At 71.5% G+C, this 20,542-nt stretch carries 18 protein-coding genes and 1 pseudogene; 13 read left to right on the top strand and 6 right to left on the bottom strand.

The features are described from left to right. Window positions 1-94 precede the first annotated feature (94 nt). The 7 genes from ACZ5WE_RS28660 to ACZ5WE_RS28630 all read left to right on the top strand — a co-directional run bounded on the left by ACZ5WE_RS28660 (window position 95) and on the right by ACZ5WE_RS28630 (window position 5,763). Entirely contained in the window at window positions 95-982 is an 888-nt protein-coding gene (locus ACZ5WE_RS28660; protein WP_467688538.1) for a helix-turn-helix domain-containing protein, read from the top strand. Between the two features lie 66 nt (window positions 983-1,048). After that, a complete protein-coding gene (gene rimO / locus ACZ5WE_RS28655; protein ID WP_467688536.1) occupies window positions 1,049-2,542 on the top strand; it encodes a 30S ribosomal protein S12 methylthiotransferase RimO in 1,494 nt (497 codons plus the stop codon). Next, a complete protein-coding gene (gene pgsA / locus ACZ5WE_RS28650; protein WP_467688535.1) occupies window positions 2,539-3,258 on the top strand; it encodes a CDP-diacylglycerol--glycerol-3-phosphate 3-phosphatidyltransferase in 720 nt (239 codons plus the stop codon). The genes rimO and pgsA overlap by 4 nt, the downstream gene beginning before the upstream one ends. Further along, complete coding sequence (locus ACZ5WE_RS28645; protein WP_467688533.1) at window positions 3,258-3,797, top strand: CinA family protein; 540 nt, start codon at window positions 3,258-3,260, stop codon at window positions 3,795-3,797. The genes pgsA and ACZ5WE_RS28645 overlap by 1 nt, the downstream gene beginning before the upstream one ends. A gap of 109 nt (window positions 3,798-3,906) precedes the next feature. Then, entirely contained in the window at window positions 3,907-4,281 is a 375-nt protein-coding gene (locus ACZ5WE_RS28640; protein ID WP_160507571.1) for a helix-turn-helix domain-containing protein, read from the top strand. Window positions 4,282-4,640: 359 nt separating this feature from the next. Then, window positions 4,641-5,111: a Dps family protein gene (locus ACZ5WE_RS28635; RefSeq protein WP_467688532.1), complete on the top strand. Its 471-nt coding sequence runs from the start codon at window positions 4,641-4,643 to the stop codon at window positions 5,109-5,111. Between the two features lie 325 nt (window positions 5,112-5,436). Next, window positions 5,437-5,763 (top strand): hypothetical protein, encoded by a 327-nt coding sequence (locus ACZ5WE_RS28630; protein ID WP_467688578.1) that lies wholly within the window; start codon window positions 5,437-5,439, stop codon window positions 5,761-5,763. On the opposite strand, the gene ACZ5WE_RS28625 is transcribed toward ACZ5WE_RS28630, so the two are convergent. The 3 genes from ACZ5WE_RS28625 to ACZ5WE_RS28615 all read right to left on the bottom strand — a co-directional run bounded on the left by ACZ5WE_RS28625 (window position 5,711) and on the right by ACZ5WE_RS28615 (window position 12,320). Further along, window positions 5,711-6,565 (bottom strand): SDR family NAD(P)-dependent oxidoreductase, encoded by an 855-nt coding sequence (locus tag ACZ5WE_RS28625; RefSeq protein WP_467688530.1) that lies wholly within the window; start codon window positions 6,563-6,565, stop codon window positions 5,711-5,713. The genes ACZ5WE_RS28630 and ACZ5WE_RS28625 overlap by 53 nt on opposite strands. Before the next feature lie 112 nt (window positions 6,566-6,677). Beyond that, window positions 6,678-7,478 carry an Fpg/Nei family DNA glycosylase gene (locus ACZ5WE_RS28620; protein WP_467688529.1) on the bottom strand — a complete coding sequence of 267 codons (801 nt, stop codon included), beginning with the start codon at window positions 7,476-7,478 and terminating at the stop codon, window positions 6,678-6,680. Between the two features lie 141 nt (window positions 7,479-7,619). After that, entirely contained in the window at window positions 7,620-12,320 is a 4,701-nt protein-coding gene (locus ACZ5WE_RS28615; RefSeq protein ID WP_467688527.1) for an ATP-dependent helicase, read from the bottom strand. Between the two features lie 79 nt (window positions 12,321-12,399). Here ACZ5WE_RS28615 and ACZ5WE_RS28610 point away from each other — a divergent pair, with 79 nt between their 5' ends. From ACZ5WE_RS28610 to ACZ5WE_RS28600, 3 genes are read left to right on the top strand one after another with little or no spacing between them, the layout of a single operon-like run. After that, a complete protein-coding gene (locus ACZ5WE_RS28610) occupies window positions 12,400-13,293 on the top strand; it encodes an AraC family transcriptional regulator (protein WP_467688525.1) in 894 nt (297 codons plus the stop codon). Then, the gene (locus tag ACZ5WE_RS28605) at window positions 13,290-14,099 is read left to right on the top strand and encodes an AzlC family ABC transporter permease (protein WP_467688577.1); all 810 of its coding nucleotides are present in this window, start codon (window positions 13,290-13,292) and stop codon (window positions 14,097-14,099) included. The genes ACZ5WE_RS28610 and ACZ5WE_RS28605 overlap by 4 nt, the downstream gene beginning before the upstream one ends. Next, a complete protein-coding gene (locus ACZ5WE_RS28600) occupies window positions 14,096-14,404 on the top strand; it encodes an AzlD domain-containing protein (RefSeq protein ID WP_467688524.1) in 309 nt (102 codons plus the stop codon). The genes ACZ5WE_RS28605 and ACZ5WE_RS28600 overlap by 4 nt, the downstream gene beginning before the upstream one ends. Here the strand turns inward: ACZ5WE_RS28600 and ACZ5WE_RS28595 are convergent. Next, a pseudogene (locus ACZ5WE_RS28595) lies at window positions 14,394-14,933 on the bottom strand (MFS transporter); the annotation flags it as partial. The gene ACZ5WE_RS28600 and the pseudogene ACZ5WE_RS28595 overlap by 11 nt on opposite strands. Window positions 14,934-14,975: 42 nt before the next feature. After that, window positions 14,976-16,355 (bottom strand): alkyl sulfatase dimerization domain-containing protein, encoded by a 1,380-nt coding sequence (locus tag ACZ5WE_RS28590; protein ID WP_467688522.1) that lies wholly within the window; start codon window positions 16,353-16,355, stop codon window positions 14,976-14,978. 153 nt (window positions 16,356-16,508) lie between these two features. On the opposite strand from ACZ5WE_RS28590, the gene ACZ5WE_RS28585 reads away from it, so the two are divergent. Then, on the top strand, window positions 16,509-17,708 hold the full coding sequence (locus ACZ5WE_RS28585; RefSeq protein WP_467688520.1) for a PucR family transcriptional regulator: 1,200 nt from the start codon (window positions 16,509-16,511) through the stop codon (window positions 17,706-17,708). Here the strand turns inward: ACZ5WE_RS28585 and ACZ5WE_RS28580 are convergent. After that, entirely contained in the window at window positions 17,679-18,635 is a 957-nt protein-coding gene (locus tag ACZ5WE_RS28580) for a hypothetical protein (protein ID WP_467688518.1), read from the bottom strand. The two genes, ACZ5WE_RS28585 and ACZ5WE_RS28580, sit on opposite strands and share 30 nt — an antisense overlap. A gap of 80 nt (window positions 18,636-18,715) precedes the next feature. Between ACZ5WE_RS28580 and ACZ5WE_RS28575 the strand changes: the two genes are divergently transcribed. Both ACZ5WE_RS28575 and ACZ5WE_RS28570 read left to right on the top strand, forming a co-directional pair. Next, complete coding sequence (locus tag ACZ5WE_RS28575; RefSeq protein WP_367045344.1) at window positions 18,716-18,910, top strand: DUF3046 domain-containing protein; 195 nt, start codon at window positions 18,716-18,718, stop codon at window positions 18,908-18,910. A 105-nt stretch (window positions 18,911-19,015) separates the two neighbouring features. Continuing rightward, window positions 19,016-20,323 (top strand): AI-2E family transporter, encoded by a 1,308-nt coding sequence (locus ACZ5WE_RS28570; RefSeq protein WP_467688516.1) that lies wholly within the window; start codon window positions 19,016-19,018, stop codon window positions 20,321-20,323. Window positions 20,324-20,542 lie beyond the last annotated feature (219 nt).

Here is a 20,542-nt window from a genome sequence, read left to right as displayed (position 1 = left end):
GGCGTACAAAGTCCGTCGCCCAGTTGCCCCACCCTTCGCGAACCCCCCTAGACTGAACATCCGGCAGGTGGCTACACGCTCGAAAGGCGCCCCCGTGTCCATCGGCAACTCCCCTGAAGACGACCGCCCTTCAGACCACCGACCCACAGACGACCGGCCCGACGACGACCGTCCGGCAGCTGAGAGTCCGGCTGACGACCGGCCCTCGATCGGGCGCGCGCTGCAGCAGGCACGTATCGACACGGGCCTGACCGTCGACGAAATCAGTACGTCCACTCGGGTGCGCATCCCCATCGTGCACGCGATCGAACAGGACGACTTCTCCCGGTGTGGCGGAGATGTGTACGCCCGCGGCCACATCCGGACGCTCGCACGCCACGTGGGCCTCGACCCTGCCCTTCTGCTGGCCCAGTACGACGAGGCGCACGGCGGTCGCCCGCCCGCGCCCACCCCGGCGGCGCCGCTCTTCGAGGCCGAGCGGATCAGGTCCGATCCGCGCCGGCCGAACTGGACCGCCGCCATGGTCGCCGCGATCGTCGCCGTCGTCGGCTTCGTCGGCTTCACCGCGTTCAACGGCGGGGACGAGGACGACGGATCGAAGTCGCAGGTCGCCGAGGGCGCCACGCCCGCGACCAGCAAGCCCGCCACGAAGCCCGCGCCCAACAAGCCCGCCGATCCCAAGCCGGACCCGTCGGACAGCGCGATCGCCGGCGCTCCCCGGGACAAGGTCACGGTCAAGGTGAGCGCCCCGGACGGGCGAAGCTGGATCTCGGCCAAGGACCACAACGGCCGGACGATGTTCGACGGCGTCCTCGAAGAGGGCAAGTCGAAGACCTTCCAGGACAAGCAGAAGATCGACCTGGTCCTCGGCGACGCGGGCGCGATCCAGCTGTTCGTGAACGGCAAGTCGATCGAGAACGAGTTCGAGCCCGGTCAGGTCGAGCGGCTCACGTACACCAAGGGCGATCCCGAGGTCGGCTGACCCTTGTGACGGCGGCCCGGACCCTCGCGGCGGGGGCCCGGGCAGGGACGAAGTAGTCTTGAGACCATGCCCGAACGCCGTACCGTCGCCCTTGTCACTCTTGGCTGCGCCCGTAACGAGGTGGACTCGGAGGAGCTCGCAGGCCGCTTGGAGGCGGACGGCTGGCAGCTCGTCGAGGCCGCCGAAGACGCGGATGTCGCCGTAGTCAACACCTGTGGATTCGTCGAAGCCGCCAAGAAGGACTCCGTCGACGCCCTCCTGGAAGCCAATGACCTCAAGGGCCATGGCAAGACCCAGGCCGTCGTGGCGGTCGGCTGTATGGCCGAGCGGTACGGCAAGGAGCTCGCCGACGCCCTCCCCGAAGCCGACGGTGTCCTCGGTTTCGACGACTACTCCGACATCTCCACCCGCCTGAACACCATCCTCAGCGGCGGCAGTGTCGAGGCTCACACCCCTCGTGACCGTCGCAAGCTGCTGCCGATCAGCCCCGCCGAGCGGCAGGACGCGGGCTCCGACGTCGCCCTGCCCGGTCACGCGCCCATGGACCTTCCCGAGGGCGTCGCACCCGCCTCGGGGCCCCGTGCCCCGCTGCGGCGGCGCCTGGGCACCAACCCCGTCGCCTCGGTGAAGCTGGCCTCCGGCTGCGACAGGCGCTGCTCGTTCTGCGCCATTCCCTCCTTCCGCGGGTCCTTCATCTCGCGGCGCCCTTCGGACGTCCTCGGGGAGACGCGCTGGTTGGCCGAGCAGGGCGTCAAGGAGGTCATGCTCGTCTCCGAGAACAACACCTCGTACGGCAAGGACCTCGGCGACATCCGGCTCCTGGAGACGCTGCTGCCCGAGCTGGCCGCCGTCGACGGGATCGAGCGGGTGCGCGTCAGCTACCTGCAGCCCGCCGAGATGCGCCCCGGGCTCATCGACGTACTGACCTCCACGGAGAAGGTCGCCCCCTACTTCGACCTGTCCTTCCAGCACTCCGCGCCTGGTGTGCTGCGGGCGATGCGGCGCTTCGGGGACACCGACCGGTTCCTGGAGCTCCTGGACACCATTCGGACGAAGGCCCCGCAGGCCGGCGTGCGGTCCAACTTCATCGTGGGCTTCCCCGGCGAGACCGAGGCCGACGTGGACGAGCTCGAGCGGTTCCTCACGGGTGCGCGGCTGGACGCCATCGGCGTCTTCGGGTACTCCGACGAGGAGGGCACGGAAGCGGCGACGTACGACCGGAAGCTGGATCAGGACGTCGTGGACGAGCGGCTCGCGCGCATCTCGCGGCTCGCCGAGGAACTGACCTCGCAGCGCGCCGATGAGCGCCTCGGTGAGACCGTCGAGGTGCTCGTGGAGGCCGTGGACGAGGAGGACGGCGCGATCGGCCGGGCGGCTCACCAGGCGCCCGAGACGGACGGCCAGATTCGCTTCACGGGCGCTACGGGTGGGGACGGCCTGCAGGTCGGTCGTATGGTCGTGGCAAAGGTGGTCGGCACGGAAGGCGTGGACCTGGTGGCTGAGTACAGCGAAATCCTGGGGGACTCGCCCCGGATCCCGGCCGAGGAGGCACGCAGATGACCGGAGTCCCGGCATCCGCGGCGGGCGGCTCCGGCGCGCAGGGCGCCAAGCCGGTGCGCGGCGGAAAGTTGGGCGCTGCGGCCGTCAATCAGGCCAGTGTGTGGAACGTCGCCAACTTGTTGACGGTGATCCGGCTGCTTCTCGTGCCCGGCTTCGTGATGCTGCTGCTCGCCGACGGCGGATACGACCAGGCCTGGCGCGCGTGGGCCTGGGCGGCGTTCGCCGTCGCCATGATCACGGACCTGTTCGACGGGCACCTGGCACGCACGTACAACCTGGTCACGGACTTCGGGAAGATCGCCGACCCCATCGCCGACAAGGCGATCATGGGCGCAGCGCTGATCTGTCTCTCCTACCTCGGCGATCTGCCCTGGTGGGTGACGGGCGTGATCCTCGGACGTGAGCTCGGGATCACACTGCTGCGGTTCTGGGTGATCCGCTTCGGTGTCATTCCGGCCAGTCGCGGCGGCAAGATGAAGACGCTCTGGCAGGGAACGGCGGCCGGAATGTACGTCCTGGCGCTGACCGGGCCGCTCGCCACGCTGCGCTTCTGGGTGATGGCGGTCGCCGTCGTCCTGACCGTCCTGACCGGGCTCGACTACGTACGGCAGGCCATCCTGCTGCGGCGACGGGGTCTCGCGGAGGCGCGTGCGGCGTCTGCCGCCTCCGCAGCCGCATCCGGCTCCGGCGAAGGGGCTCGGGAGTCGGCCCCGTGATGTCCCTCGGCCCGGCCGCGGAGGTGCTGCGGCTCCTTCAGGCGCGGGGCGAGACGCTCGCGGTCGCCGAGTCGCTGACCGGCGGTCTGGTGGCCGCCGAGCTGACGGCGGTTCCCGGGGCCTCCCGGGTCTTCCGGGGGTCCGTGACGGCGTACGCGACCGAGCTGAAGCACGAGGTGCTCGGGGTCGACCGCACTCTCCTGGCCGAGCGCGGTGCCGTGGACGCCGATGTGGCGCTGCGGATGGCGGCGGGTGTGCGCAAGGTCATGGACGCGGACTGGGGGATCGCGACCACGGGCGTCGCGGGGCCGGAGCCGCAGGACGGTCAGCCGGTCGGGACGGTCTTCGTGGCGGTCGACGGGCCGGGTTCCGCTCTTCGCTCTGAGGGGAAAGTGGCCGCGCTGCGGTTGAACGGTGAGCGTTCGGACATCCGTATGGAGAGTGTACGGAGCGTGCTCACGCTGCTGGTCGAGCGGCTGTCCGGCGAACCTGCCGGGAACGGGCGGGCACAGGATACGGAACAGAACGGGGGGACTTGATGTTTGCAGCCCTGAGTGAACACGACATCGCTCCCCGCACGGCCGCCGCGCGAGGCGGTACGGTGGGGCGTGAAGGATGCGGCTACGCGGTCCGAGGAGGGAGCCACCGATGATTCTGCTCCGTCGCCTGCTGGGTGACGTGCTGCGTCGGCAGCGCCAGCGCCAGGGCCGTACTCTGCGCGAAGTCTCCTCGTCCGCCCGAGTCTCGCTCGGCTATCTTTCCGAGGTGGAGCGGGGGCAGAAGGAGGCATCCTCCGAGCTGCTTTCCGCGATCTGCGACGCGCTTGACGTACGGATGTCCGAGCTCATGCGCGAGGTGAGCGACGAGCTCTCTCTCGCTGAACTGGCTGCGTCGGCAGCGGCTACGGAACCGGTGCGCGCACCGGTTCGCCCGATGCTCAATTCCGTCTCGGTGAGCGGTGTGCCGCCGGAACGGGTGACGATCAAGGCGCCTGCGGAGGCGGTGGACGTCGTCGCCGCGTGACGCTGCGCTGACTGTGCACGCTGTTTGAGCGCTCCGATGTGTCGAAGCCCCGGCCGGGTCACCGGCCGGGGCTTTCGTGCGTTCACGGGGCGCTCCGGGTGGTTCGTGCGTTCCGGGAGTCCTTGGGCGTTCTGGGTGCCGCTGTGTGGGTTGTGGGTGCTGGTTGTGGGGCTGGTTGTGGCTGGTTGCGGGCGCTGGTTGCGGGTGCTGGTTGAGGGGTGTGCGAGGGCTGTTTGAGGTGCCTTTTTGAGGTGACTCGTTCATCTTCTAAGCTGTCTGCGAGATGTCCCTATTGGTGCACTTGTGCGACAGTTGGTGGGGATTTTCGCTCACGCGAGCCCATGATCTTTGGAGGTTGGATGTACGTCGTGAAGAGTCCTCTGTCCGATGCGGATCTGAAGACGGTCTCGGACGCCTTGCAGGGCGCGCTCGTGGATCTGGTCGATCTCTCCCTGGTGGCCAAACAGATCCACTGGAACGTGGTCGGCACGCGCTTCCGCTCCGTCCATCTGCAGCTCGACGAGGTCGTGGACACTGCGCGGACGCACTCCGACACGGTGGCCGAGCGGGCTTCCACCCTCGGCGTCTCGCCTGACGGCCGCGCGGCGACCGTGGCGCAGAGCAGCGGCATCGGCGAGGTCGCCGGCGGCTGGGTCAAGGACGGGGACGCGGTGGGGACGCTTGTGGACGCGCTCGGTGCGGTGATCACGCGGATGCGGGAACGGGTCGAGGCGACCGGCGAGGCGGATCCGGTGAGCCAGGACATCTTCATCGGGATCACGGCCGATCTGGAGAAGCATCACTGGATGTTCCAGGCGGAGAACGGCTGATTTCGGAGAACGGCTGGGCTCGGGGAACGGCTGATTTCGGGAACGGCTGAGCTCGGCTGTTTCGGGAGCGGCTGGGCTCGGCTGTTTCGGGAACGGCTGAGCTCGGAGACGGGCGATCGCGGAGGGGTCGCGAGTGGTCGCGGAGAACGGTTGAGCAGGATGTTGGCCGTGCCTCGTGTGCCCTGTGGTGCGCCCTGCCGCCCGGTGGAGCCGGGCGTCTAGCGTCGATCGGGCATCGGGAGCCGGGCGTCAGGAGTTGGGCGTCAGGAGTTGGGCGTCGAGCGTTGAGCCTCGTGCGGAGGTGGTGACCGTGGCATGGAGAGTCGTGCGGTGGGCGCCGGCTCTGGCACTTGGCGCGCTCTGGTGGTGGGGCGTGCTGCGGCTGGCCCTCGTGCCCGATGCGGGAATCCTGGAGGGGGCGGTCGCGGCCGGTGGATGGGGGCTGAGTCTGCTGCCGGTGCACTGTGTGCCGAAGTCGCGGGCGGTGGGGGCGTCCCGGGCCAGGAAGCGTGAGGCCTCCGCCGCCGGGCGGCCGGGCGGCAGGCAGTGGCCCGGGCGGCGTGCGGCCAGGGGCGCTGCCCGCGGTGCCGCCGGCGCTGTCACCAAGGCATGGCGACGCCGCCGTTCGGGCGGAGGATCTGGCCCGTCGTAAAGCCGGAGGCGTCGGATGCCAGGTGCAGGACGGCGTGTGCGATGTCCTCCGGTTCCCCGACGCGGCCCAGCGGGGACATGCGGATCATGAGTCCCTCGGTGTGCGCCTGGGCGTCGGTGTCGTGCCGGTTGGTCATCGGGGTACGGATCCAGCCGGGTGCGACGGCGTTGACGCGGATGCCGTGCGGGCCGACCTCGGTGGCGAGGGTCTTCGTGAGCTGGACGACGGCGGCTTTCGCCGCGCCGTAGCAGAGGAGGCCGGGGCCGCCGGTGTCCACGGCACCCGAGGCCATGGTGATGATGCTGCCGGTGTGGCGGGGACTGCCGGTGTGGCGGGGACTGCCGGTGTGGTGGGGCCTGTCGGGGTGGCGGGGGCTGTCGGTCTCGCCGTTGTGCGCCGCGATCATCGCGCGGGCCGCGGCCTGGCAGGCGTACAGAACGCCCTTGAAGTTGATGTTCAGGACCCGGTCGAGGTCCTCGTCGCGGGTCTCCAGAACCGGGCTGCTGTGCATGATTCCGGCGATGGCTGCCATGACGTCCAGGCGGCCGTCGGCCGCGGTGGCGGTGGCGACGGCCTGGTCGACCTGGGCTCTGTCCGCAACGTCCACGGAGTGGGTGTGTGTGGTACCGCCCGCGGCCTTGATGAGCGTGGCCGTCTCGTGGAGTCCCTGGGCGTCGCGGTCGGCGCAGTGGACGGTGGCACCCGCTTCCGCGAGGAGTACGGCCGAAGCCCGGCCAATGCCGCTGGCCGCGCCGGTGACGAATGCGGTGCGTCCGCTGAGGTCGTACGCCGAGAGGGGCATGACGGGACGGTACGGCGGGATCTGACGGGGCGTCAACTAGTTGGTGTGGGTGTGGGTCTGCGCAAGTGTGGGTGTGGGTGTGGGCTGACGGGCTCGGGAAGCAGGCCGGGATTCAAGGAGTCGGGCCCTGTTGGCAGGAAGGGCACCAGTACGTGGGGCGGCTCCGCGAGCCGTCGCCCTGCTCGGCCAAGCGGATGGGGGTGCCGCAGCGCAGGCAGGGGCGGGGGACGCGGCCGTAGACGTACAGGCGCCGGCCCGCGCTGTCGCGGCCCGTGGTGGTGCGCGCCGGGCGGTCGCGGTTGGCTTCCAGGAGCTTCTTGGCTAGGGCGGGGATGCGGGAGGCGGTCTCGGTGGGGAGCTCGCCCACGGGGTGCCAGGGGGTGACGCCGAGGAGGAAGCAGAGCTCGCACTTGTAGACGTTGCCGATGCCCGCGAGATTGCGCTGGTCGAGCAGGGCCTCGCCGAGGGGGCGGTCGGGGGTCGCGAGGAGGTTGGCGAGGGCCTGCTCGGGGTCCCAGTCGGGCCCCAGGAGGTCGGGGCCGAGGTGGCCCACGGCCTTGTCCTCGTCGGCGGTGCGGAGGAGTTCGAGTACGGGCAGGCGATAGCCGACCGCGGTGCGCTCGGCGGTGCCGAGGATCGCCCTGATCTGGTGTCCGGGGCCGCCTCTCCAGCGCTCACCGGGGGCGTACACCTTCCAGGAGCCGTCCATGCGGAGGTGGGAGTGCAGGGTGAGCCCGCCCTCGAAGCGGGCGAGGAGGTGCTTGCCGCGCGGGGTGACGTCCAGGACGGTGCGCCCGGTGAGGTCGACGGTCGCGAGCTTCGGGACGCGGAGGTCGGAGCGCGTGACGGTATGCCCGGCGAGGGCGCTGTGCAGACGCCGGGCTGCCTGGTGGACGGTGTCGCCTTCGGGCATGGGATCCAGGGTGGCATGTCGGGGGTGGGGTGGGGGTCAGGTGTGGGGGAGGGGCGCGTGGGGTTGGGAGGGCGGCGTGCGGTGTGGCATGGCGTGGCCGGCTCGGGGCCCGGGGGCGGCTGGCCCGGGTGGTTGCCGTGGCTAGGCGCGCAGGCGGAGGCCCCGGGGGGTGGCGTGGAAGCCTGTTCCTTCCAGGAGAGGGGCGAAGGGGGAGGTCAGGGCGGAGCCGCCGTTGATGCGCTCGACCGTGACCGTGCCGAGTGAGCCCGCTCGGGCCGCCGCGGCGAGGGCCGCGGCGGCCGCGTGCAGCCGGGCGTCCTCGGTGGCCGGGGTGTCGTCCTGCGGGGTCGCGGGCCACGCCAGCAGGGTCTTGCCGCCCCGCTCCATGTAGAGGGTCAGTTCGCCGTCGACGAGGACGACCAGGGAGCCTGCCTTGCGGCCCGGCTTGTGCCCCGCGTCGGTGGGCGGGTCGGGCCAGGGAAGTGCGGCTCCGTACGCGTTGGCCGGGTCGGCGGCGGCCAGGACGATGGCCTGGGTCTCCGAGGGGCGCGGGGAGTAGTTCATGGCGGCCGGTGAACTGTCGGCGCGGTCGCGGGCGTTCGCCGCCGCGCGCAGCCGGTCCACCGCGCCGTCCATGGCGAACTGGGCGGCGCCAAGACCCTCGACCACATAGCCGCGCCGCGCCTGACCGCTGTCCTCGAAGGCGGACAGGACGCGGTACGTCGCCGAGAAGCCGCCCTCGACTCCCTCGGCCGCGACCGCCCCCCGGGTGACCACGCCGTGCCGGTCCAGGAGAGTGCGGGCCAGGGCGTGGGCACGCAGGGTGAGGTCGGGCTCGTGGGCGGGGAGCAGTGACCAGCGGCCCGCTACGGTCGGCGGGCCCGTACGCGACGTGGGGCGGGCGGCGGTGGTCAGCGTGCCATAGCGCCCGCGAGGGGCGGAGCGCTTGGCGCGGTGGGCCGTGGAGCCCGCGGTGCGACCCGAGCCGAGGAGGGAGCGCATCGGGGCGAGGGTGTCGTTCGTGAGCCGTCCGGACCAGGCCAGATCCCAGATGACATCGGCCAGTTGGGGGTCGGATGCCTCGGGGTGGGTCGTGGCGCGGACCTGGTCGGCGATCTGCCGGAAGAAGAGGCCGTACCCCCCGGAGAGGGCGTCGAGGACCGACTGGTGGAGCGCGGTGAGCTCCAGCGGATGAGCAGGCGGCAGGAGAAGGGGTGCGGCGTCGGCCAGGTAGAGGGAGACCCATCCGTCCTTTCCGGGGAGGGCTCCGGCCCCGGCCCACACCACTTCTCCGGCGGCGGTGAGTTCGTCGAGCATCGCGGGCGCGTAGCCGGAGACACGGGAGGGCAGGACGAGCTTCTCGAGCGCGGACGCGGGCACGGTCGCTCCCTGCAACTGCTCGACGGCGCGCACCAGTCCGTCCACGCCCCGCAGTCCGTGCCCGCTCAAGTTCTGCCATTGGGGCAGGAACTGGGCGAGGGCGGCGGGCGGCACCGGCTCCAACTCATGCCGCAGGGCCGCGAGGGAGCGGCGGCGCAGCCGGCGCAGGACGGCGGCGTCGCACCACTCCTGGCCGATGCCCGCCGGATGGAACTCTCCTTGTACGACACGTCCGTTGGCTGCAAGGCGTTGCAGCGCACCCTCGGTTACCGCGGCTCCGAGGCCGAAGCGGGCCGCCGCCGTCGCCGAAGTGAACGGGCCGTGCGTGCGTGCGTACCGCCCGACGAGGTCACCGAGGGGGTCCTTCACGGGTTCCGTGAACGCCTCCGGGACGCCGACCGGCAGCGCGGTGCCCAGCGCGTCGCGCAGCCGGCCCGCGTCCTCGATCGCCGCCCAGTGGTCGGCCCCCGCGATGCGGACGTTGATCGCGCGGCGGGCGGAGGCAAGCTCCTGCGCCCACTCGGGCTCGGCACCGCGCTCTGCCAACTCGGCTGTGGTGAGCGGCCCGAGAAGGCGCAGCAGGTCGGCGACACCCTCGGCGTCCTTGATGCGGCGGTCCTCCGTGCGCCACTGGAGCTCCTGCTCCAGTTCCGTGAGGACGTCCGCGTCCAGCAGCTCGCGCAGCTCGGCCTGGCCCAGGAGCTCCGAGAGCAGCCGGGAGTCCAGGGAGAGGGCCGCCGCGCGCCGCTCGGCGAGCGGTGAGTCACCCTCGTACAGGAACTGCGCCACGTACCCGAACAGGAGCGAGCGGGCGAACGGGGACGGCTCGGGAGTGGTGACTTCGACGAGCCGGACCTTGCGGGACTCGATGTCGCCCATCAGTTCTGTGAGGCCGGGGACGTCGAAGACGTCTTGGAGGCACTCTCTGACCGCCTCCAGGACGATGGGGAACGAACCGAACTCGCTCGCCACCTGGAGCAGTTGCGCGGCGCGCTGGCGCTGCTGCCACAGAGGCGTGCGCTTTCCGGGGCTGCGGCGCGGCAGCAGCAGCGCGCGGGCGGCGCACTCGCGAAAGCGCGAGGCGAACAGAGCCGAGCCGCCCACCTGATCGGTGACGATCTGGTTGACCTCGCCCTTGTCGAAGGCGACGTCTCCCGCGCCTACGGGGGCCTGCTCGCTGTCGTACTCCAAAGGGCGGTCGGTGGGTTCCTGGTCGAGCAGGTCCAGGCTCATCAGGTCGGCGTCCGGCAGCCGCAGCACGATGCCGTCGTCGGCGTGCATGACCTGGGCGTCCATGCCATACCGCTCGGTCAGCCTGGAGGCGAGGGCCAGGGCCCAGGGGGCGTGCACCTGCGCGCCGAACGGGGAGTGCACCACGACCCGCCAGTCGCCCAGCTCGTCGCGGAACCGCTCGACCACGATCGTGCGGTCGTCCGGGATGTGGCCGCAGGCCTCACGCTGTTCGGAGAGGTACGTCAGGACGTTGTCGGCGGCCCACTCGTCCAAGCCCGCTGCCAGCAGGCGCACGCGCGCGTCGTCACGCGAGAGGGAGCCGACCTCCCGGAGGAACGCGCCCACCGCACGGCCCAGTTCGAGCGGGCGGCCCAGTTGGTCGCCCTTCCAGAAGGGGAGGCGGCCCGGGACGCCGGGAGCGGGGGAGACGAGCACGCGGTCGCGTGTGATGTCCTCGATGCGCCAGGAACTGGTGCCGAGCGTGAAGACATCGCCCACCCGGGATTCGTAGACCATCTCCTCGTCGAGCTCTCCGACGCGGCCGCCGCCCTTCTTGGGGTCGGCACCGGCGAGGAAGACCCCGAAGAGGCCGCGGTCGGGAATCGTGCCCCCGGAGGTGACCGCGAGGCGCTGCGCGCCCGGCCGCCCGGTGACGGTGCCGGCGACGCGGTCCCACACCACCCGGGGGCGCAACTCCGCGAAGGCGTCCGACGGATAGCGTCCCGCGAGCATGTCCAGGACGGCCGTGAACGCCGACTCGGGGAGCGAGGCGAAGGAGGCCGCCCGGCGGACCAGGGCAAGGAGGTCATCGACCTGCCAGGTGTCCAGGGAGACCGTCGCGACGAGCTGCTGCGCAAGGACGTCCAGCGGGTTGGCCGGGATGCGCAGCGACTCGATGGAGCCGGTCCGCATCCGCTCGGTGACCACGGCGGCCTGCACCAGGTCCCCTCGGTACTTGGGGAAGACGACGCCGGTGGAGACCGCGCCCACCTGGTGTCCCGCCCGGCCGACCCGCTGCAGGCCGGAGGCCACGGAGGGCGGTGACTCGACCTGGACCACGAGGTCCACCGCGCCCATGTCGATGCCCAGTTCCAGGCTGGAGGTGGCGACGACCGCCGGCAGGCGGCCGGCCTTCAGGTCCTCCTCGACGAGCGCGCGCTGCTCCTTGGAGACCGAGCCGTGGTGGGCGCGGGCGAGGACCGGAGGGGCGCCCTTGGCCGCGCCCGCCTCGGCCATCAGCTCCGCGGGGGAGTGGTCTTCGGGGAGGGGCTCGCCCGTCGCGCGTTCGTACGCGATCTCGTTGAGCCTGTTGCACAGGCGCTCCGCGAGACGGCGTGAGTTGGCGAACACGATGGTCGAGCGGTGCGCCTGGACGAGGTCGGTGATGCGCTCCTCGACATGCGGCCAGATCGAGGGGCGCTCCGCGCCCTGGTCGGAGTCGGCGACCGGGGAACCGCCCAGCTCCCCGAGGTCCTCGACCGGCACGACCACGGACAGGTCGAACTCCTTGCCGGACGGCGGCTGGACGATCTCCACCCTGCGCTGCGGGGAGAGATAGCGCGCCACCTCGTCCACCGGACGGACGGTCGCCGACAGGCCGATGCGGCGGGCGGGCCGGGGCAGCAGCTCGTCGAGCCGCTCCAGGGAGAGGGCGAGATGGGCGCCGCGCTTGGTGCCCGCGACGGCGTGCACCTCGTCCAGGATCACCGTCTCGATGCCGGCCAGCGCGTCCCGCGCGGCGGAGGTGAGCATCAGGAAGAGCGACTCGGGGGTGGTGATCAGGATGTCCGGCGGGCGCGTGGCGAGGGAACGGCGCTCGGCGGGCGGGGTGTCGCCCGAGCGGATACCGACCCGCACCTCGGGCTCGGCGAGCCCGAGGCGCACGGACTCCTGACGAATGCCGGTCAGCGGGCTGCGCAGATTGCGCTCCACGTCGACCGCGAGGGCCTTCAGCGGAGACACGTACAGCACCCGGCAGCGCTTCTTGGGGTCGGCGGGCGGCGGGGTCGAGGCCAGCTGGTCGAGGGCGGCGAGGAACGCGGCCAGCGTCTTGCCCGAGCCGGTGGGCGCGACGACCAGCACGTCCGAGCCCTCGCCGATGGCCTTCCACGCCCCGGCCTGCGCGGACGTGGGCGCGGAGAAAGCCCCCGTGAACCAGCTGCGGGTCGCGGGGGAGAACCCATCGAGGGCGCCGGGGGCGCCGGGAGCACTGGATGCGGACCTGACCATGACCCCATCGTGCACCCCGCCACTGACAACGGCGCCGACCTGCGGAAAAGGGTTTGCGTGGCTGGCGCAGAATGGGGTCATGGCAGGTTCGGCGGAGCAGGCGCGGCACTGGCGGTACGCGGAGCTGCCCGGGGTCGACCTGCTGCGTGCCCACTACATCAACAAGACGTTCGTGCGGCACACCCACGAGCACTTCGTGATCGCCGCGATCGCCGAGGGCGTCGACGTCTTCCACCACGGCGGCGCCGATCAGCACGCGGGGCCGGGGACCCTGGCCCTGGTCAACCCCGACACGCCGCACACGGGCCGGGCCGGTGCGCCCGAGGGCTGGCGGTACGCCGCGGTCTACCCGTCACCGGAACTGGTCGCGGCCATCGCCGCGGAGACCACCACCGTTCGAGGAACCCCCGGCTTCATCCGACCGGTGCTCGAGGACCCATACGCCGTGACTCTCGTCCACCGGGTGCTGCGAGCCGCCGAGGAGGGCAACGCGCTGGCCGCCGACACGCTGCTGCGGGTGGCCGTGACCCGGCTGCTGCGGCTGAACGGCGGGCCGCTCCCTGAGCGTGCGCTGCGCACGGCGGGTGCCGGGGTCGCGGCACGCGCGCGTGCCGTCCTGGAGGAGCGGCTCGCCGAGCCGCCGAGTCTGGAGCGGCTCGCCACCGATCTCGGAGTCGGCCCCTTCGCGCTGCTGCGGGCTTTTCGCGACGCGTACGGGATGCCTCCGCACGCGTGGCTCACCGACACGCGGGTTCGCGCCGCACTGCGCCTCCTGGACGCGGGAACGACCCCCGCCGAAGCGGCCGTCGCCGTGGGCTTCACCGACCAGCCGCACCTGAACCGGCACTTCACGCGGATCGTCGGGGTGCCGCCGGGGGCGTACCAGCGTGAGCGCAAGAACGTACAAGACGGGGAATCGGCCCTGCTCGTACCGTCCGGCGTGTGGCAGAACAAACGACACGCGCAGGCATAACCCCAGGCCTGATCGAGCACGACGACCGCCCCACCGGCTCACCGGAGAAACCCGACTCCGCCGTCGTCCGCGACGCCCTCGGGGTCGGGATCGCCGTCGGACTCTCCGGCTTCGCCTTCGGAGTGACCTCGGCGGGCAGCGGCCTCACTGTGCTCCAGACCTGCGCGCTCAGCCTGCTGGTCTTCACCGGGGCCTCGCAGTTCGCACTGGTCGGGGCGCTGGCGGGCGGCGGCAACCCGTTCACCGCGGCGGCGGGCGCCTTCTTCCTCGGCGTACGCAACGCGTTCTACGGGCTGCGGCTCTCGCAACTGCTGGCCCTTCCGCGCGCGGTGCGCCCGTTCGCCGCCCACTGGGTGATCGACGAGACCACCGCCGTCTCGCTCGCACAGCCGACCCGGCACGCCGCCCGCATCGGTTTCACCGTCACCGGGCTGAGCCTCTACGTGCTGTGGAACCTCACCACGCTCCTCGGGGCGCTCGGTGCCGAGGCCATCGGTGACACCGACGTGTGGGGGCTCGATGCCGCGGGACCAGCGGTCTTCCTGGCGCTGCTCGCGCCGATGCTGCGGACGACTACGGAGCGGGCCGTGGCGGCGGTCGCGGTCGTCCTGGGGCTCGGTCTACTGCCCGTGCTGCCTGCGGGGGTGCCGGTTCTGGTGGCCGCGCTGGCCGTGCCGGTGGCGCTCTACGTAGAGGGCCGCAAGGCATCCGCCAAGGGAGCCGCATCTCCCGATGACGCCCAGAACGACAGGCAGAACGTGACGCAGAACGACATGCAGAGCGAGACGCAGAGGGAAGACCGTTGAACATCTGGATCGCGATCGGAGTGACCTTCGTCGGTTGTTACCTCGTGAAGCTCGCGGGCCTGTTGGTCCCGGCGGGCGCCCTGGAGCGCCCGCTCGTCAAGCGCATGGCCGCCCTGCTGCCGGTGGCGCTGCTAGCCGCGCTCACGGCCCAGCAGGCCTTCGCCGAAGGGCGGGTCCTGGAGCTCGACGCCAAAGCCCTGGGGCTCGCCGCGGCGGCCGTGGCGCTGCTGCTGCGCGCCCCCTTCCTGGTCGTCATCGGAGCGGCGGTGGCCGTCACCGCGGGGGCGCGGGCGCTCATGGGCTGACCGGCGTCTCTGTCCCCGTCGTTTCGGGGACTCCGAGCCGCCGCGCGGCCTTCTCCGGACGGCAGAAGAGGGCCGCGAGGACGCCGGCGGTCAGCAGCAGCCCCGACGTCAGCAGCCAGCCTTGCTCGTAGCCCGCGGACACCGTGGCGGCGCGGTCCACCATGCCGCCGAGGACCAAGGGGGAGAGGATCCCGCCGAGCGCATAGACGAAGGTCAGCACACCGAGGACGAGGCCCCGCCGGGCGGGTGGAGCGATCTGGGCGCAGGCCGTGGAAGCCACGGTGAGCATCACCATGGCCAGGGCCATCGGGCCCATCATCAGAGGCACCTTGACCCACATGGAGTCCGTCGATCCGAACGTGGCGACGGCGCAGCCCGCCACCGTCATGAGCAGCCCGGCTCCCGCGCCCACCGGCAGCCGGGGTGTGCCGCCCCGCCGTGTGGAACGCTGCGCGAGCAGGCCGTGCGCGAGGAGCACCGCGCCGTTCGCGAGGGCTCCCACGCCCACCAGAGTGCCCGCCTGGTGGAGGTCCCAGCCGACCGAGCAGCCACGTGTTCCGCCAGGCCCCGCTCATCCGCAGCAGCCGTCTTCGCCGTCGATCACGCCGACACTGATCGCCCCGGCGGCGCGGCTGCGACCCTCCGGGGTGCGCGTCAACTCCATCTCCAGGTCCGTGCCTTCGGCCACGGCGGCCGACTCCGCGGCCGCCCAGTTGAAGACACCGCGCGCCATGGTCGACGTCTCCTGGAGGGCACGCAGCGCGTACACCTCGGCACGCACGCGTGCCACCCCGGCATCGGCGGGTGCGGCCAGCGCGGCCGTCTCCGCCAGATGCGCGGCCAGTCGTAGCTCGCCGTCGGCCAGCAGCTGTGCGGCCCGCTGCGCCAAGGCGTGGGCGCCTCCCGCGGCCTTCGCGAACTCGGCCGCGAGCGCCGCCTCCGGGGCCGGCTTGAGGTGGGCGGGGTTCTGGTCGTACCAGCCACCCCAGAGCCGCCAGAGGTTGCGTACGACGAACTCCGGCTCGTCGTAGGCGGGGTGGAGGTACGGCTTCGCGAGGAGTTCCTCCGGGACCTTCACGCCGTGGATGACGGCGTCCAGTCGGTGGCCGGCGTTCATCAGCGCCCTGGTCTGCTCGCACAGCGACTCCAGGAGCCGTGCGGTGTCGTCGAGCGCCTGGTGTACGCGTTCGGCGCCCACGATGGGGACGCCGTGCCCGGGGAGCAGCAGTTCGGCGCCGAGTTCCTGCATGGCGCGCAGGGCTCGTGCCCAGTCCTCCGGGTAGCGCTGCGCCTTCTGGGGATTGCCGGCGTTCGGCGAGTTCCAGATGAACAGGTCGCCCGTGCACAGCGTTTTGAGTTCTGGTATCCACACGTAGGTGTGGTCATCGGTCTCCCCGCGCGCGTGGACCAGCTCGAAGGTCAGCTCGCCGCGGCGCACGGTATGGCGGTCCCGGTAGACGGTGTCCGGGTAGCGGTACGTGGTGGGCCACTCCAGGGAGGGCACTCCGAACTGCTTGCGGTTGATCCAGGAGTTGTATCCCGCGGTCCGGATGTAGCGGTCGAAGCGTGCGGTGACGCCTTCGTGGGCGATCACCTCGGGCGGCCGGCCGCCCGTCGCCTCCGCTTCGCGGTCGAAGGGGAACACTCCGAAGACGTGGTCCACATGGCCGTGCGTGTACACCACGGAACGTACCGGCCCCGCGCCGAATCGGCCGACCGGCGCGTGCAGTTGCTGCGCCGTGCGGAAATCCCCGGAGTCGACGAGCACCACCCCGTCGCCGGTGTCGAACACCGCGACGTTCGCGAACGCCGGGAAGAACCGCGCCCGTTCGCCGAGCCGCACCAGTTCGTCCCCGGTGTACGCGCCGGTGAGGTGGGCCAGAAGTGTCTCCTCACCCCGCCAGACCCGGTCGATGTACTCGGAATAGTCCACTGCCTTGTGCTCGGTCATGCCCGCGGCTCCTCGTGTGCGTTGGGGTGGATGGCCACAGGTCACGAGTTTCGGACCCTGCCGCGTGATCGAACACCCGCTCCCGTCACACACAGGTCCCGTGGGTAATGTGACGCGTCACAACCGCGGCCCCGCCCCCGGAGAGGAGACACCGTGGCCCTGTCCTCCGAGGCGAGATCCCTGGCGGCGCGCTGTGAGCCCCGGGTCGACGAACTGGCCCGCAGGATGGCCCGTGAGTCGTTCGAGGAGCTGCCCGGCTACGCGGAGCTCCCCGACGACGTGAAGGACCTGGAGATAGCCGCGACCGCACGCCACGGTGTGCGTCTGTTCCTGCGCCACGTCTCCGATCGGCCCGGCAGCCACCGGCTCTTCCGCGAGCGGGCCGCACAGCGCGCGGAGGAGGGCATGCCGCTGCACCTGCTGCTGCGCACGCACGCTCTGGGCGTCTACGTCCTGTGGCAGGCGCTGCGCGACGTGGCTCGCCCCGGCGAGGAATCGGCGCTGGTCGAGCTCGTGGACGTGTTGCTGCAGTCGCACCCCGCCATCGTCGGTGCCGTGGCCGAGACCTACCTGGACGAGCGTTCCGCCCTGGAGGCCGAGCAGCGCGCCCAGCGCAAGTCCCTGGTCCGCGGTCTGCTCGACGGCATGGTGCCGCCCGGTCATGTGCTGCTCGACCAGCTGCGCCTCGCGGGGCCCGCGCTCGTCCTTGCGGTCGGCTTCGACGGGGCGCCTGCTGAGGGCCCCGTAGCGGTACGGCGGCGGTTGCGGCGTGTGCAGACCGCCCTGGACCACGCCTTCGAGGTGGAGGTGCTCGCGCTCCTGGAGCTCGACGGCGGACGGGTCATCGTGCCCCAGGAGTGCCGGCCGTCCGATGACCTGCCGCGCCGCCTCAGCAAGGCCTGCGACCTTCCCGTACGCGTGGCCGCCGTGGACGCCGCTGGGCCCGAGGCCGTGACGGACGCGGCGCGGACCGCGACCGAGATTTTGCGCATCACGCGCGCGTGCGGTCTGCCCCCGGGCCTGTACCGCATGGAGGACGTGCTCCTCGAGTACCACCTCTCCCGCCGCAACGAGAGCAGCCACCTCATCTCCGCACTGCTCGACCCGGTCGCCGACCGCCCCGAGCTCCTGGAGACGCTGCGTACCCACCTCGGCCATCAGCAGGAGCGCAGGGCGACCGCCGCCGCCCTCGGCCTGCACCCCAACACCGTCGACAACCGCCTGGCGAAGATCGGCGAACGCACCGGCATCGACTTGTCGGCGCCGCGCGGCACAGCACTCGCCATCGCGGCGCTGCTGCTGAGGGAGGCCGAGGACGGCCCGTCAGGCGATGGACCGTCCGTACGCCCGTAGCGTGCGCAGCGCCTCGATGGTGACGATCGGGCGGGCTTCGAGGGCGCTGCCGGGCGCCCACTGTCGCCAGCGGATCGGCCAGCCGCCGTCCTCCTGCTGCTCCCGCTCGAGGAAGTCCAGGGAGAGCGCCATTTCCTCGTCGGTGAACCACGCGCGCGAGAGCGACTCGGGGGCTTTCGCGTAGTCGTGCGCGAAGTGGTGCTCACCCGGCGCGTAGCCCGGAGCCACGGGGTACGCGTCCAACCGCTCGGGGTCGAGCGTCACGAGGTTCTGTTCCCGCGCGATCCTGCCGAGCCGGTCGGCGGCAGCCTGCGCGCGCGGGCGGTTGGGTGCCCCGTCGAGAAAGGCGACGGCCGCCTCGATCTCGTACGGATGGGACTTCTCCAGGGACTCCACCGCGGCCCAGCAGAAGTCGGTGGCCCTGAACAGCCAGGCGTGCCACACCTCGTTGCGGTGCAACAGGCCCACTACGGGGCCGGTGGCGAGGAGTTCGCTCGGCGGATCGTCCACTACGGGCACGAACGGCGCCGAGGGGTAGCCGCGTTGGCTGGGATGGATCGCCGGGAGGGCGCCGTCAGCCGTCGACACGGATGTCAGATAGCGGCACACGCGCTCCACCCGCTGCCCGCCGCAGCGTCGGATCGAGTCCAGGACGCGCAGCGCGTGGCCGGCGTGCAGGGGCTGGCTGACGGGGCCCCGCAGATCCGGTTCGAGCGCGTATCCGTACCCGCCGTCCTCGGTGCCGTACGCGGCCAGGGCGGTCTCGACCGCGTCGGCCGACGGGCCGGCTCCGGTGCCACCCGGGCCGCTCAGGAAGTGGTACGCGAACCGCCGCTGCTCGAGGACGCGCGCGGTGAGCCAGACGAAGTGCTCGGCGCGTGCGACCGGCGAGTGCGCGGCGTGCGGGGATGCTCCGGTTTCGGCCATGCACAGACCGTAGGCCGGAAAGCACCTTCGGTAAGCACCCCTGCGTCCGGCTGCACTCTCAAGGGAGCGATACTGAGGGCATGCGGTTGACGGTTTTCTGGGAGCGGATGGCGGACCACTTCGGACAGGGGTACGCCGACTCGTTCGCTCGCGACCATGTGATGGCCGAGCTCGGCGGGCGCACGGTGCACCAGGCACTGGACGCGGGCTGGGAAGCCAAGGATGTCTGGCGCGCTGTGTGCGCGGCGATGGACGTACCGGCCGAAAGGCGCTGACGGCCGGACACTTCGCCATCCGCCCGTGACCCGCCCCGAGCACCGTCGGGTGCGAAGACGCGGGGGTGGCGGTCGAATGTCGGTGGCGTGGGCGAGACTGGCCCCGTGGCATCGACAGACGAGACCGCGCAGGTCACTCAGGACGTAGCTCCACTCGGCACAACGCCGCCCGCACAGCCCCCGAACGGGGCGGAGACCGGGCGGGCCGCCAGCATGCCGCGCTGGCTGCCGCGCGCCATGGTGCTCGCCCTCGCGCTCATCGCCTGTTTCCAGCTGGGCAGTTGGGCCTTCCACCAGCTGACCGGTCTGCTGATCAACGTCCTGATCGCGTTCTTCCTGGCGCTCGCGGTAGAGCCCGCGGTGAGCTGGATGGCCGCGCGCGGGCTGCGCAGGGGCTTCGCCACCTTCCTGGTCTTCCTCGGGGTCCTGATCGTGGGCGCCGGCTTCATCACGCTCATGGGGTCGATGCTCGCGGGCCAGATCGTGGACATGGTCGAGGACTTCCCCGAGTACCTCGACGATGTCATCAGCTGGATCAACCAGACGTTCCACACGGAGCTGTCCCGGGTCGAGATCCAGGACAGCCTGGTCCACTCGGACTGGCTGCAGAAGTACGTGCAGAACAGCGCGAGCGGCGTCCTGGACGTGTCGGCGCAGGTCCTCGGCGGTCTCTTCCAGCTCCTGACGGTCCTGCTGTTCTCGTTCTACTTCGCGGCCGACGGCCCGCGGCTGCGCCGTGCGCTCTGCTCGGTGCTGCCGCCCGCCCGCCAGGCCGAAGTGCTCCGCGCCTGGGAGATCGCGGTCGACAAGACCGGCGGCTACATCTACTCGCGCGGTCTGATGGCGCTGATCTCCGGAGTCGCGCACTACGTCCTGCTGCAGGTCCTCGGCGTGCCGTACGCGCCTGTGCTCGCGGTGTGGGTCGGCCTGGTCTCGCAGTTCATCCCCACCATCGGCACGTATCTGGCGGGCGCGCTGCCGATGCTGATCGCCTTCACGGTCAATCCCTGGTACGCGCTGTGGGTGCTGATCTTCGTCGTGGTCTACCAGCAGTTCGAGAACTACGTCCTGCAGCCCAAGCTCACCGCCAAGAGCGTGGACATCCACCCGGCGGTCGCCTTCGGGTCGGTCATCGCGGGCACGGCACTCCTCGGAGCGGTCGGCGCCCTGATCTCCATCCCGGCGATCGCGACCCTGCAGGCCTTCCTGGGGGCGTACGTGAAGCGGTACGACGTCACGGACGACCCGCGCGTCCACGGGCACCGCCGCAAGGGCGGGGTGTCCCTCCTGACGCGCGTGAGACGTGCCATGCGCGGGCCGAACCACCCCGGGGCGGCTTCGGAGGCCGAGGTCGCGTCGGAGGAGGCGTCGGGCGACACCGGCTCCGCATCGGGCTCGGGCGAGCGCGAGTAGGCACCCTCCAGGTCTCCTCCGCAGTCTCGGCGGGAGCCGCGTGGTGCGCTTGACACCAAAATCGAACATCCGTTCTTATGGGTTGCCTGGCGGCGTTTTCCCGGGGTTTTCGCGGGGGGATCCCTGGGCTCCGGCGGATTTCGGCGGGGCGATCGCCTCGAGTTATCCACAGGCCGGACGGGCGTCGGGGCGGATTGTCAGTGGCAGGCGCTAGCGTCA

The organism is Streptomyces sp. NPDC033180 (assembly GCF_055577645.1).
This window is presented reverse-complemented; position numbering and strand designations above follow the sequence as displayed.

What these genes read in the sequence shown, in the direction of transcription:
- rimO (WP_467688536.1), top strand. Translation starts at nt 1,049, where the DNA reads ATGCCCGAACGCCGTACCGTCGCCCTTGTCACTCTTGGCTGCGCCCGT.
- pgsA (WP_467688535.1), top strand. Translation starts at nt 2,539, where the DNA reads ATGACCGGAGTCCCGGCATCCGCGGCGGGCGGCTCCGGCGCGCAGGGC.
- ACZ5WE_RS28645 (WP_467688533.1), top strand. Translation starts at nt 3,258, where the DNA reads ATGTCCCTCGGCCCGGCCGCGGAGGTGCTGCGGCTCCTTCAGGCGCGG.
- ACZ5WE_RS28640 (WP_160507571.1), top strand. Translation starts at nt 3,907, where the DNA reads ATGATTCTGCTCCGTCGCCTGCTGGGTGACGTGCTGCGTCGGCAGCGC.
- ACZ5WE_RS28635 (WP_467688532.1), top strand. Translation starts at nt 4,641, where the DNA reads ATGTACGTCGTGAAGAGTCCTCTGTCCGATGCGGATCTGAAGACGGTC.
- ACZ5WE_RS28625 (WP_467688530.1), bottom strand. Translation starts at nt 6,565, where the DNA reads ATGCCCCTCTCGGCGTACGACCTCAGCGGACGCACCGCATTCGTCACC.
- ACZ5WE_RS28620 (WP_467688529.1), bottom strand. Translation starts at nt 7,478, where the DNA reads ATGCCCGAAGGCGACACCGTCCACCAGGCAGCCCGGCGTCTGCACAGC.
- ACZ5WE_RS28615 (WP_467688527.1), bottom strand. Translation starts at nt 12,320, where the DNA reads ATGGTCAGGTCCGCATCCAGTGCTCCCGGCGCCCCCGGCGCCCTCGAT.
- ACZ5WE_RS28610 (WP_467688525.1), top strand. Translation starts at nt 12,400, where the DNA reads ATGGCAGGTTCGGCGGAGCAGGCGCGGCACTGGCGGTACGCGGAGCTG.
- ACZ5WE_RS28590 (WP_467688522.1), bottom strand. Translation starts at nt 16,355, where the DNA reads ATGACCGAGCACAAGGCAGTGGACTATTCCGAGTACATCGACCGGGTC.
- ACZ5WE_RS28580 (WP_467688518.1), bottom strand. Translation starts at nt 18,635, where the DNA reads ATGGCCGAAACCGGAGCATCCCCGCACGCCGCGCACTCGCCGGTCGCA.
- ACZ5WE_RS28575 (WP_367045344.1), top strand. Translation starts at nt 18,716, where the DNA reads ATGCGGTTGACGGTTTTCTGGGAGCGGATGGCGGACCACTTCGGACAG.